This window comes from Anoxybacillus sp. FSL W8-0382 (assembly GCF_038003845.1).
Taxonomy (GTDB): domain Bacteria; phylum Bacillota; class Bacilli; order Bacillales; family Anoxybacillaceae; genus Anoxybacillus; species Anoxybacillus flavithermus_G.
The window spans coordinates 1007513-1019968 of the sequence record NZ_JBBOPX010000001.1 but is presented as its reverse complement, the minus strand read 5'-3'; the positions used below and the strand labels follow the sequence as shown (position 1 = coordinate 1019968).

Genomic DNA, 12456 nt, shown 5'->3' with positions numbered 1-12456 from the left:
TTTATTCCTCCTGCACTGTAAACGGTTCAAGCTGTCCATCTTCCCGTAAAATAAATTCCATTTGTTTTTCCACTTGTTGTAGTTTGTCGTGACAAAACTTCGATAATTTCATGCCCTCTTGAAAAAAATGAATCGCTTCTTCAAGCGGAACGTCCCCTTCTTCTAACTTTTGCACAATTTCTTCAAGTTTGTTCATCGCTTCTTCAAACGTCATACGTTCTCCTCCTCAGTATTTGAAACAATACAATGTGCGCGCCCGTCTTGAAAGCGGATTTGAACACGATCCCCTGTTTGCAATTGTTTTACTGTCTTAATGAGCGTTTCTTGCTCATCATACGCGAGGCTGTAGCCACGTTCCATAATTTTTAATGGGCTGAGCGCATCGAGCTTCGTCATCGTTGTTACAAGCGACCATTTTTTTTGTTTCATCACATCGTTCATATTACGAACAATTGTTTGTTGTAACGTACGAATGCAATCAGCCGCTTTTTCGATTCGCGATTGTGGATGATGTGCAAACAGTGTCAGTTGCAACTGTTGGAGTTTATGTTCTTTTTGTTTTAACATATCGTTCATTTGTCGTTGCAATCGGTCAACAAGCATATCTAACTGCTGCTCTTTTTGTTCGTAAAGCCGTTTCGGATAGCGAAACGCATACGATGAACGCAACGATTGAAGCCGTTTTTGTTCCGCATTTAACCGTTCTTTCGTCGCTCGAATGAGACGAGCTTGTTGGTCGGATACACGCGAAAGCAAATCTGCGACATGCGGCACAGCAAGTTCCGCCGCCCCTGTCGGCGTCGGCGCACGCAAATCCGCAACAAAATCAGCGATCGTATAGTCTGTTTCATGTCCGACGGCAGAAATAATCGGAACGCGCGAGGCAAAAATCGCCCGCGCCACGATTTCTTCATTAAACGCCCAAAGTTCTTCAATCGAACCTCCACCGCGTCCGACGATGAGCACGTCAATATATCCGATATCATTTGCTTTTTGAATCGATTGAACGATCGATAACGGAGCTTGCTCCCCTTGAACGAGCGTCGGAAATAGAATCACCTTTGCGAGCGGATAGCGGCGGCGAATCGTCGTTAAAATATCGCGAATCGCTGCCCCCGTTGGCGATGTTACAACACCAATATGTTGCGGGAATTTCGGAATCGGCTTTTTATGCTCTTTAGCAAATAGCCCTTCCTGCTCTAGTTTCTTTTTTAACTGCTCATACGCTAAATAAAGCGCACCAACACCATCCGGTTGCATCTCTTTTACGTATACTTGATACGTTCCGCTTGGCTCGTATACGGAGATTTCACCGCGAACAAGCACAGTCATTCCGTTTTCTGGTTTAAATGTTAGTTGGCGATTATGCCCTGCGAACATAACGGCTTGAATGCGCGCTTGTTCATCTTTTAACGTAAAGTACATATGTCCACGAGAATGATATGTAAAATTAGAAATTTCACCTTTAATCCATAAATCTTGTAAATGAGGATCAACTTCAAATTTCCGCTTAATGTATTTCGTTAATGCCGCAACCGTTACATACCTCATGTCTGCCACAAAAATAACCTCGCTTACTTATGTTGTTCACGCGCTGCTTGCACTGTATTGTGCAACAGCATCGTAATCGTCATCGGTCCGACACCTTTTGGCACAGGGGTAATATAGCTTGCTACTTGTTTTACATCATCAAAATCGACATCTCCGCATAACTTTCCGTTTTCTAGTCGATTCACACCGACGTCGATTACAATTGCTCCTTCTTTCACATAAGAAGACGTAATAAGCTTCGGTTTGCCGACCGCAACAATTAAAATATCTGCTTGGCGTGTGATCGCTTCTAAATCGTTTGTTCGGGAATGGCAATATGTGACTGTCGCATGTTCGCGCAAAAATAGTTGACCGACCGGCTTGCCGACGATATTACTTCGTCCAACGACAACGACATGTTTTCCTGTAATATCAACTTGCAAAGATTGAACCATATATAAAATACCATATGGTGTACAAGGCAAAAACGTTTGTTGCCCCGTCATCATTCGTCCGACGTTTAACGGATGGAAACCATCGACATCTTTTTCGGGCGCAATGGCTTCAATCACATGTAGCTCATTAATTTGTGGTGGCAACGGCAATTGCACTAAAATGCCGTGTATTGAGCGGTCTTTGTTTAGACGAGCAATTTGCCCTAGCAAAAACGATTCGGATATGTCATTTGGAAAAGTCAGCAAAACAGAACGAATTCCAATTTCTTCACATGCCTTTTGCTTCGCTTTTACGTACGATTGTGAAGCAGGATGATCTCCAACAAGAATAACAGCTAACGCTGGCTCAATACCTTCTCGTTTTAACTGTTCGACTTCTTTTGCTAACTGCGCTCGCTTTTCTTTTGCTAATTCAAAACCGTTAATGATTTGTGCTGCCATAAATCCTTCTCCCCCTTATTCTTTTAAGACAATGTTTCTTTTATTTTTGCAAGCACGCCGTTAATAAAGCGACTTGATTTTTCATCGCCAAATACTTTGGCTAACTCAATAGCTTCATCCATACTTACACTCAACGGGATATCATCCATATATTTCATTTCGAATACAGCCATACGTAAAATCGAGCGATCGACGTTTGCGACACGCTCTAACGTCCATTTTTCTAAATGTTGGCGCAATAAATCATCAATTTCTTTTTGGTATTTAACTACACCAAAAACAAGCATCTCCATAAACGGATCTGTTTCTTCTTCAATGACGTTCGCAACCGCTTCGTGTGGCTCAATGCCTCCTACGTCAATTTGAAACAATGCTTGTAACGCTTTTTCTCTTGCTGTATGCCGCTTCATGACCAAAACCCTTTCTATCATATTGTCGAAAATTATATCATGATCATAACATATTTCGACGAAAGAAAACACTCACCTATGGAAAAAGGGCGATCCCGTAAACGAGATTGCCCCCTCTTCTTTATTCGACTTCCGATTCTTGTTTCGATGACTCGAATTGAACGCCGACAATATGAACGTTCACTTCAGCTGTCTCTAGCCCTGTCATCGTCAACAATGCTTGACGAACGTTTTCTTGAATTTTTTGTGAGACGGTTGGAATGGACACACCAAAGTTCATGACACAATAAATATCAATGATAATGCCGCGGTCTGTTAAGTCGACTTTTACACCTTTACCGTGATTTTTTTTCCCTAATCGCTCTACAACACCGGCAGCAAAGTTGCCGCGCATTTGTGCTACACCCTCAATTTCAGATGCCGCAATGCCGGCGATGACTTCAATCACTTCCGGTGCAATTTCTACTTTTCCTAGACCGTTGTGGCCATTTTCCATTTCCAATACGTGTTCAGACATAACAAATGCCCTCCTTTATCATTAAGAGTTCATTACATCGTATGTTTCTAAAAACTTTGTATTAAAGTTTCCTTCGACAAACTTTTCATGCTCGAGCAATTTCAAATGAAACGGAATCGTTGTATGAACTCCTTCAATAACAAACTCACTCAATGCGCGTTTCATACGTGCGATCGCTTCTTCGCGCGTCGGTGCATGAACGATCAGTTTGGCAATCATCGAATCGTAATACGGCGGAATCGTATAACCTGGATAAGCAGCAGAATCCACCCGCACGCCAAATCCCCCTGGAGGCAAGTACATTTGAATTTTCCCAGCCGATGGCATAAAGTTTTTCGCAGGGTTTTCCGCGTTAATACGGCATTCGATAGACCAACCGTTAAACGTCACATCTTCTTGTTTCAGCGTTAATTTCTCACCAGAGGCAATGCGAATTTGCTCTTTAATTAAATCGACACCTGTCACCATTTCCGTCACAGGATGTTCTACTTGGATGCGCGTGTTCATTTCCATAAAATAAAACTGGCGATTGCGATAATCGTAAATAAATTCAACTGTTCCTGCTCCTGTGTATTGAACGGCTTGCGCTGCTTTGACAGCTGCTTCCCCCATTTTTTGCCGCATTTCTTCATCAAGTACAGGAGATGGAGTTTCTTCTAGTAATTTTTGCAAACGACGTTGAATTGTACAATCGCGCTCACCAAGATGAATCACATTTCCATATGAATCGGCTAACACTTGAATTTCCACATGACGAAAATCTTCGATGTATTTTTCAATATACACCCCTGGATTTCCAAACGCTGTTGCTGCTTCTTGTTGTGTGATCGTAATTCCTTTAATGAGCTCTTGCTCATTTCGAGCGACTCGAATGCCTTTTCCACCGCCACCTGCAGTTGCCTTAATAATAACAGGATACCCGATTTCGTTCGCTAGCGCAATTGCCTCGTCAATGCTTTCAATAATTCCTTGTGAACCAGGAACAATCGGAACTCCAGCTTGTCTCATCGTCTCACGTGCAACATCTTTCGTTCCCATTTTTGTAATCGCTTCCGGACTTGGTCCGACAAACGTTACGTTACACTCACGGCATAGCTCAGCAAAATCAGCATTTTCAGCTAAAAAACCATATCCTGGGTGAATGGCATCACATTGGGTTAACGTTGCCACACTCATGATGTTTGTGAAATTCAAATAGCTGTCTTTAGACGTTTTTGGACCGATACAATATGCTTCGTCTGCTAATTGAACATGAAGCGCTTCACGATCGGCTTCTGAAAATACAGCAACCGTCTCGATGCCAAGTTCTTTGCACGCCCGAATAATTCGAACAGCAATTTCCCCACGATTGGCGATTAACAATTTTTTTATCATCTCGATCGCTCCTTTATTCAGGCTTCACAAGGAATAAAGGTTGTCCATATTCAACGAGCTGGCCATTTTTCACAAGCACTTCTACAATTTCTCCATCGACTTCTGCTTCGATTTCGTTAAACAATTTCATTGCTTCAACAATACATACGATCGTATCTTTTTTCACTTTATCGCCAACTTTTACGTACGGTGCTGCATCTGGCGATGGCGCTGCATAAAACGTACCGACCATCGGCGAGGTAATCGTATGTAAGTTTTCTGTTGCAACAACTTGTTTTTCCGGTCTCGCTTCTTCTTTCACTTCCACCTTTTCAACGACTGGTGTCACCGGCGTCTGTTGTTGAACGACAGCTGCCGGCGGCACGTCTACTTTCGGTGGAGCAACGACGACTTGTTCAGCTGCTCCAGCTTTTTTCATTTTAATTTTGGAGCCATCGTGCTCGTATACAAACTCCACAATGTTTGACTCGTTTACTAATCGGATTAATTCGCGGATTTCTTGAATTTTCAACATCGACTTACACCCCTCGCCCCATCATTTGTAGAAAAGATTATACAATACCATGATACGACACACCTTTTCCATTATTCAATAAAATGATAAGAAAATGTTAGAAAATTTATATCTGGTCATAAAAACAATTATTATTATATAGTATTATAAAATTTATTTTCAACCGAAAAAAAATAACCGGATTTCCGGTTATTTTTGGAAACGAACAGCTACGTCTTGTACGCGGCCGAGTTCGCTTTGAACGAGCTGAATGATTTCATTCGCGGCTTTTTTCGAATGTTCTTTTGCTTTTACTGTAATATGCACTTGATTTTCGTGAACGCGAACGAGCGCATCGTCGTATCCTTTCGATTTAATTAACGTTTCTAACACTGCTTCTTTTTCTGCAATGTTCGATAGTTGTTGCAACTGATCAATCGCCTTGCTTTTTTCTTCGGCAGATACGTTATTGGAAGCGACAATGGCATTGAGTTCTTGACGTAACTTGCTTCGCTCATCCTCAATTTCGAGTCGAAGCGCCGTAAATAGATCGTCGCTTCCTGTATTCGTTTGTTCAACAGTCACGTCTTCCTCATTTGCGACTTCTTCTTTCATCGCTTCATCCGTCGGTGTTAAACCTTTTTCATTGTTTGCCTCTTCCTTTTGTTCAAACGCTACTTGCTCTGTAAGCTGAGGACTTGTTACATAATACACCGATAAAACGACAACTAAACTAAACATAGTTAACAACCAAACCGTTTGTTTTTTCAACATATGTTCTCCCCCTTACTTTTTTGGTAAAACAGCAACGCGATGACTTGGAACGTTCAACGTTCGCGTCACTGCTTCGACAATCCATTTTTTCACTTGCACTTGATCGGCTCCTTTCGCAACAACAAGCACACCACGAATTTCCGGCTTTTTCGTTTGCAAAACGAGAGGTGTTTCTTCGTCCCCTTTGCGCACGATCACAATTTTTTCGTCTGTTGATTCATCCTCGATTTGACGCTTTCCTCCTTCTTTATCTTCTTCCATCGTTCGCTTTTTTTGAACGGTTGCATTTTTTTCAAGTACGTTTCGCTCTGTGGCATCAACATTTACGATCACTTTTACTTCACCAACGCCAACAATCGCTTCAAGCGCTTCTTTTAGTTGTTGTTCGTATCGTTCTTCATAGTCGGCAATTTGCTTTAATTTTTTTTCTTCATCTGATTGGCGAAATACAGCTTGAGTTGCTTCTTGCTGAACTTGTTTGGAAGAAGAAAAGTTGAACACGTTGCCAAAAATCATAAACGATAAGCCGAAAACGAAAAGGATGGCGATCAATCCGTTTTTTTCAATCCATTGTTTCACCCCTCCCTACTCCCTCCTTTCTAGATGAATCGTAATCATCTCTGGATCCACTTCCCACATATGCGCTAAAAAGCGGGCAATGTCGTCATGTTGTTCCGTTGTTGATGGTGATGATTGAATGCGAATGGGCTTGACAACAGAAGTCGCTTCTTCTGCCAACTCTACCGTAATTGCCTCAATCGGAGGTGGGATTTGGTCTGATTCCCCAATCGTTAATGAAACGTCCGTCACCGTTAACCCATATGTGCGCATCAACTCCTCAGCCGCTGTGTTCTTTAGCTGGACAGCCATTTGTTCTAAAATATATGCACGTTGCGAGGCTTGTATTTCTTTTTTCTTTCTTTCAATGTCATTTTCAATCGTTTCGTTTTGTTGTCGCTGAATGGAAGCAAACCACGTATCTACGTTCCCGTGAAACAAATGAAGAAGCGGAGAAAATAAAATGAAAATAAACAATAGGCCGACGACCATTTTTACATACTTTTGAAACGAACCGTTTGGTAAAATCAATTCAATGACAACGGCTAGCAAAATAAATGTAATGAGATGAGAAATCCATTCTGTCAAGAGTCCCACAGCGTCCATTCCCCTTTCAGCGAACCATCATCGTTAAATTTCCTGCTGCAATGATGACGGTCATACTTAAAAAAAACATAAGCGATACGATCATCAAAGCAACAAGTACATACATAATGCTTTTGCCCATGATGCTTAAACAGGAAATGACGATGCCGCCTCCCATCGGTTGTAATATAGCAGCTGCTAGTTGATAAATAAGCGCGATGACTAAAATTTTGATCGCTGGAAACGCTGCAATTAAGAGCAATAAAGCGACTCCGAACAACCCAACTGTATTTTTTAATAAGACGGAGGCAGTGACGACGGTGTCAGCAGCATCAGTGAACATTCGTCCAATAATGGGAATGAAGTTTCCTGCGACAAATTTAGCCGCCCGTATCGCAATTCCATCGGCAATGGCGGTTGTCGCTCCTTTGACAGACAACACGCCGAAGAAAATCGTCAACATGATCCCGAGTGAACCGACGCTAATGTTGCGCAACAAATTTGCTAGTTTTGTTACTTTATAATGTTCGCTCAACAAGCTAACAATGCTTAAAATTGTCGCTAAAAACAAAAGCGGCAATGAAAAACGCTCAACGACCGTCCCTGTTATATTCATAAAAAACAGCACAATCGGATGGAAAAAGGCAACAGATACAACTCCCCCTGATGACGCCATAAGCGCCAGTAAAATGGGTAAAAGCGCAATCATAAAGCTTGTCATCGTCTGAATAGCTTCTTTCGCATACGTCACCGCAACATGAAAACTATTTAATGCGATAATCATAAGCACCATATACACAACCGCATGCGCCACTTTGCTCACAGCGTGATATGAAAATGCGTTTTGTAACGATTGTAAAAATAAGCTAAATATCGTTAGTAAAATAAGCATACTTAGCAATTTTCCATTCGCCATAAGCTCATACAATAAAAACTTTATAAACGCCTGCAACCATTCGCTGAGCGACAGTTCTTTTTCCCCGTTAATAAACTGCCAAAACGATCCTTTTTGACTTTCCGGCAGTAGCCCTCCGTATTGTTGAACGATATGATCCCAATATTGCTTGATCGACTCTACCCCAACTTGTTCTGCTTGTTGTTTGACTAGCTCATTTGTTGGCGGTGAAGCTTGTACAATAGAAGGCAAGAAAAAAAGAAGAAAGAAAAATAAGATCGGAGCGCGCTTCATGTCATCACCCCTTCATCGGAAGAAAACTCAAAATGGTTTCGATTAGAGCAGTTAAAATTGGGATGGCCATCGCTAAAATTAAAATTTTCCCACCAAGTTCAATTTTTCCCGCAATCGCTCCCTGTCCTGCATCTTTTGAAATTTGTGCACCAAACTCCGCAATATAGGCAATGCCAATAATTTTCAAAATCGTTTCAACGTACACCGTTTGAACGTGTGCTTCATTCGCTAACGTTTGAACCATGCGAAAAATGTCTTGGATGCGATCAATTAAGAATAAAAAAATAACTGTTCCGACAAACACAGTCAGCAAAAGCGAAATATTCGACTTATGTTCGTTTAAAATCGTCACTAAAAACGTGGCAATCAATCCAAGTCCAACAATTTGTAAAATATCAATGGGTATTCCCTCCTAACTTTGAAACAAAAAAACGGATTTAATTTTTTGAAATAAGTCTTGGACGATCGAAATAACTAAAAATAAAATATAAATAAACCCTAGTAATGTAACCCATTGAGCATATTCCTTTTTTCCGAATCCTTCTAACACCGTATGCAAAAAAGCAACGACAATGCCTACACCAGCAATGCGAAAAATTAAATCAACGTCAACGCCCATTTTGAATGTCCTCCTCTACATGAGTAAAAGCACGATGAGAATGCCCGTTAACACGCCTAAACTTTTCATCATTTTTTCATAGCGCTGTTGTTTTTCAATGGCATCCCCTTCTTCTCTCTCTAAATGCACCATCGTTAAGCGAATGTAATTTTGTTGAATTTCATGATCGTACTGTCCAAGCGTCTCGCCAAACTGCTTCATAATTTCCAATTCCCCTTCTTTTAAAGCGGTCATTTTCCATATTTCATGTAAACTTTCTTCCCAAGCTTGACGTGCGTTCATCGTTCCTTTTTGCAACTTTTGCGCAAACGATTCAAACAACCATGACAACGGTTTCGATAGTTGCTGGGATAAGCGAAAGGAGGCGTCTATTAACGGTGTATGCCCGTACATAATTTCTGCTTCAAGCGCCTGTAACGCCATTTTTAACTGACGCAACTGTTTTGTACGCTCTCGTAAAAGTCGCGATGCTTCAAAACCGGACCATGTCGTTGCTAATATGATGCATAATGCTCCGATCCATTTCATTTACATCACACTCATCTTTCGATATACATCACGACCGCTTGAATCGCGAATGGCTTGAATCGTCCCAGGACGTCCGATATTCGTCAATTCAACAAAGCGCTCAAATACAGCTTGTTCTATAATCGGACGCAGCGATGGACGCTTCATTAAATCGTCCAAATGGCGACCGTGCGCTGTCATAAATAAGCCAACTCCTGCATGAACCGCTTCTAAAATAGCCGTACAATCCGCTTCGCTTCCAATTTCATCGACAACAAGAACGTCCGGGCTCATCGAACGAATCATCATCATCATCCCTTCTGCTTTTGGGCATGCATCGAGCACATCGACACGGCATCCGAATGTAAATTGCGGAATGCCTTTGACACAACCGGCAATTTCTGATCGTTCATCGACAATGCCAACTTTTCGAGGAGCAATATGTTGCTCTGTCACTCCACTACTGACGATGCGCGCAATATCGCGAAGGAGTGTTGTTTTTCCTGTTTGCGGTGCGCCAATGATGATCGTATTCATCCATCGTCCGTCGTATAAGTAAGGAAGAAGTGGCTCAGCTATGCCGATTTGTTGACGGGCCATTCGGATGTTAAATGACGTAATATGTCGAATCGCTTTTACTTTTCCGTCTTCTACAATCACTTTTCCGGCTAAACCAACGCGATGCCCACCTTGAATGGTGATGTAGCCTTTTTTTAACTCTTCCTCGATTGTGTAAAGAGAATATTGACTTAGTTTATTTAATAGTTCGACACCTTCTTCCGTTTGTACAACATGCGGACATATGTACGACCTCCCACCAGCAATGACTTCCAGCGGCCGATGAATACGAATGCGAATTTCTTCAATCGTAGACTGGGGAAAAATAGAAAACGATTGAATGGCATCAACAAGCGTTTTAGGCAATATATTCAACACTGCTTGCATTCTCTTCCCCCCTCATTTCACAACATAAATACCGATCAATATACATACAACTCCAGCGCCGATCCATGCGAGCTTAAATAATGATAGCTCATTCGCTACTGCCACAAGCCCAATCATCATGACAACGAAAAAAATCGTCGGACCGACAACCGCAAGCAATGTGTTGACCGCAAGCGCCTTTTTTACGTCGTTGAACGACAACATAACGATCGCTGCGCTTAACTCAATCGCCGCAGATAAAAACCGTAAACCTGCCATCGTCCAAACAGTCGCATCAATTTTCATCGCATCCTCCTTGTACAACAGTGCTAGTACAACGTATGCAGAAATGAGACAATTCAGAAGTATAGAGAGGAAAATTTGTGGGGGATGTACAAATAAAAAATCGCCCTGCTTTTTTGCAGGACGATTACTTTTTATTATGCACGTGATACGTATGTGCCGTCTGTTGTGTTAATAATTAATACATCGCCTTCGTTGACGAAGAACGGTACTTGAACGACAAGACCTGTCTCTAACGTTGCTGGTTTAGAACCACCTGATGCTGTATCACCTTTAATACCTGGCTCTGTTTCAACAACTTTTAACTCAACGGTGTTTGGCAATTCAACACCAATCGTTTCACCTTGGTACATCATAATAAATACTTCCATGTTTTCTTTTAAAAACTTTAATTCATGTTCAATTTGTTTCGCAGGTAGTTCAATTTGCTCGTATGATTCCATATCCATGAACACATGTTGATCGCCGTTTGCATATAAATATTGCATTTTGCGGTTGTCGATTTGTGCTTTGTTTACTTTTTCACCGGCGCGGAACGTTTTTTCTTGAATCGCGCCTGTGCGCAAGTTACGAAGTTTTGAGCGAACGAACGCTGCACCTTTTCCTGGTTTCACATGTTGGAATTCGATGACGCGCCAAATGTCACCGTCGACTTCAATCGTTAAGCCTGTACGAAAATCGTTTACTGAAATCATGTTCATTTCCTCCTACGTCTATAAAATGATGAGTTCTTTTGGTGAAAGAGTGAGCCGCTCATTGCCGTTTTCTGTAATGACGATGTCGTCTTCAATGCGGACACCGCCTAATCCCGCTATGTAAATGCCTGGTTCGACAGTCACAACCATTCCCGGCTGTAGTACTGTATCCGAACGCATCGAAAGCGCCGGCATTTCATGCACTTCCATGCCAAGACCATGACCAGTAGAATGCCCAAAGTATTCGCCAAATCCACAAGCAGAAATGTAATCACGTGTGAGCGCATCTGCCTCTCGTCCTGTCATCCCTGGGCGAATGTGTTCAACACCACGAAGCTGGGCTTGCAGTACGACATCATATATGCGCTTTAACTCGTCGCTTACATCTCCAACTGCAACCGTTCTCGTAATATCAGAGCAATATCCTTTATAATATGCGCCAAAATCAAGCGTGACGAGCTCACCTTTTTCGATGACTTTCTCTGTCGCCACCCCATGTGGCAATGCTGAACGCACACCAGAAGCAACGATGATGTCAAACGATGAACTTGTCGCTCCTTGTTTGCGCATAAAAAATTCCAACTCATTCGCCACATCTATTTCACGCACACCCGGGCGAATAAAATCGAGAATATGGCGAAAAGCGGCATCGGCAATCTCGGCTGCTTCCTTTAATATCTTAATCTCTGCTTCCGACTTAATCAAGCGTAACTTTTCAACCGCGCCGGAAACAGGAACAAGCGTTGCTTTAATCGCTTTTTCATATGCTGAAAACGTTGCATATGAAAGATCGTCTTGTTCAAATCCGAGCTTTTGAATGCCTAATCGCTCGACTTGTTTCGCCACTTCTTCAATGAGCGTCTGCGTATGTTGCACAATTTCATATCCTTCAATTTGTCTTGTCGCTTGTTCAACGTAGCGAAAATCTGTAATAAATACGGCGTCTGTTTCGCTAATTAAAACAACACCTGCCGTTCCTGTAAAATTCGTCATATAGCGACGGTTATATTCATTTGTAATGAGAAATCCGTCAATGCCGTGTTCATTAAATTGTGCGCGAAGCTTTTGTAATTTATCCAACG

The 12456-nt window shown here is 41.9% G+C and carries 18 protein-coding genes; all 18 read right to left on the bottom strand.

Annotated elements, in window-relative coordinates; all coding sequences use genetic code 11:
* Position 1 precedes the first annotated feature (1 nt).
* On the bottom strand, positions 2-214 hold the full coding sequence (locus tag NSS60_RS05390; RefSeq protein WP_004889602.1) for an exodeoxyribonuclease VII small subunit: 213 nt from the start codon (positions 212-214) through the stop codon (positions 2-4).
* The gene (xseA, locus tag NSS60_RS05385) at positions 211-1551 is read right to left on the bottom strand and encodes an exodeoxyribonuclease VII large subunit (protein ID WP_192949517.1); all 1341 of its coding nucleotides are present in this window, start codon (positions 1549-1551) and stop codon (positions 211-213) included. Before xseA ends, NSS60_RS05390 begins: the two co-directional genes overlap by 4 nt.
* Positions 1552-1574: 23 nt before the next feature.
* On the bottom strand, positions 1575-2426 hold the full coding sequence (folD, locus tag NSS60_RS05380) for a bifunctional methylenetetrahydrofolate dehydrogenase/methenyltetrahydrofolate cyclohydrolase FolD (RefSeq protein ID WP_004889600.1): 852 nt from the start codon (positions 2424-2426) through the stop codon (positions 1575-1577).
* Between the two features lie 23 nt (positions 2427-2449).
* Entirely contained in the window at positions 2450-2836 is a 387-nt protein-coding gene (gene nusB, locus NSS60_RS05375; protein WP_004889599.1) for a transcription antitermination factor NusB, read from the bottom strand.
* A 121-nt stretch (positions 2837-2957) separates the two neighbouring features.
* On the bottom strand, positions 2958-3353 hold the full coding sequence (locus NSS60_RS05370; protein WP_004889598.1) for an Asp23/Gls24 family envelope stress response protein: 396 nt from the start codon (positions 3351-3353) through the stop codon (positions 2958-2960).
* Between the two features lie 21 nt (positions 3354-3374).
* Positions 3375-4727: an acetyl-CoA carboxylase biotin carboxylase subunit gene (gene accC / locus NSS60_RS05365; protein ID WP_064214086.1), complete on the bottom strand. Its 1353-nt coding sequence runs from the start codon at positions 4725-4727 to the stop codon at positions 3375-3377.
* 13 nt (positions 4728-4740) lie between these two features.
* Entirely contained in the window at positions 4741-5241 is a 501-nt protein-coding gene (gene accB, locus NSS60_RS05360; RefSeq protein ID WP_004889596.1) for an acetyl-CoA carboxylase biotin carboxyl carrier protein, read from the bottom strand.
* 189 nt (positions 5242-5430) lie between these two features.
* Entirely contained in the window at positions 5431-5994 is a 564-nt protein-coding gene (locus NSS60_RS05355) for a SpoIIIAH-like family protein (RefSeq protein ID WP_004889595.1), read from the bottom strand.
* Positions 5995-6006: 12 nt separating this feature from the next.
* Positions 6007-6573: a stage III sporulation protein AG gene (gene spoIIIAG, locus NSS60_RS05350; RefSeq protein ID WP_340720696.1), complete on the bottom strand. Its 567-nt coding sequence runs from the start codon at positions 6571-6573 to the stop codon at positions 6007-6009.
* Between the two features lie 6 nt (positions 6574-6579).
* Entirely contained in the window at positions 6580-7158 is a 579-nt protein-coding gene (gene spoIIIAF, locus NSS60_RS05345) for a stage III sporulation protein AF (RefSeq protein WP_004889593.1), read from the bottom strand.
* Positions 7159-7165: 7 nt separating this feature from the next.
* On the bottom strand, positions 7166-8326 hold the full coding sequence (gene spoIIIAE, locus NSS60_RS05340; RefSeq protein ID WP_064220659.1) for a stage III sporulation protein AE: 1161 nt from the start codon (positions 8324-8326) through the stop codon (positions 7166-7168).
* 4 nt (positions 8327-8330) lie between these two features.
* A complete protein-coding gene (spoIIIAD, locus tag NSS60_RS05335) occupies positions 8331-8732 on the bottom strand; it encodes a stage III sporulation protein AD (RefSeq protein ID WP_268915724.1) in 402 nt (133 codons plus the stop codon).
* A gap of 6 nt (positions 8733-8738) precedes the next feature.
* Complete coding sequence (gene spoIIIAC, locus NSS60_RS05330; protein ID WP_004889589.1) at positions 8739-8945, bottom strand: stage III sporulation protein AC; 207 nt, start codon at positions 8943-8945, stop codon at positions 8739-8741.
* Positions 8946-8960: 15 nt separating this feature from the next.
* Positions 8961-9473 (bottom strand): stage III sporulation protein SpoIIIAB, encoded by a 513-nt coding sequence (gene spoIIIAB / locus NSS60_RS05325; protein WP_340720695.1) that lies wholly within the window; start codon positions 9471-9473, stop codon positions 8961-8963.
* Complete coding sequence (gene spoIIIAA / locus NSS60_RS05320; protein ID WP_340720694.1) at positions 9474-10397, bottom strand: stage III sporulation protein AA; 924 nt, start codon at positions 10395-10397, stop codon at positions 9474-9476. It lies immediately after the preceding gene.
* 12 nt (positions 10398-10409) lie between these two features.
* Positions 10410-10682 (bottom strand): YqhV family protein, encoded by a 273-nt coding sequence (locus NSS60_RS05315; protein ID WP_006318004.1) that lies wholly within the window; start codon positions 10680-10682, stop codon positions 10410-10412.
* A 134-nt stretch (positions 10683-10816) separates the two neighbouring features.
* Positions 10817-11374: an elongation factor P gene (gene efp / locus NSS60_RS05310; protein WP_004889583.1), complete on the bottom strand. Its 558-nt coding sequence runs from the start codon at positions 11372-11374 to the stop codon at positions 10817-10819.
* Positions 11375-11392: 18 nt separating this feature from the next.
* A complete protein-coding gene (locus tag NSS60_RS05305) occupies positions 11393-12454 on the bottom strand; it encodes a M24 family metallopeptidase (RefSeq protein WP_064220662.1) in 1062 nt (353 codons plus the stop codon).
* Positions 12455-12456 lie beyond the last annotated feature (2 nt).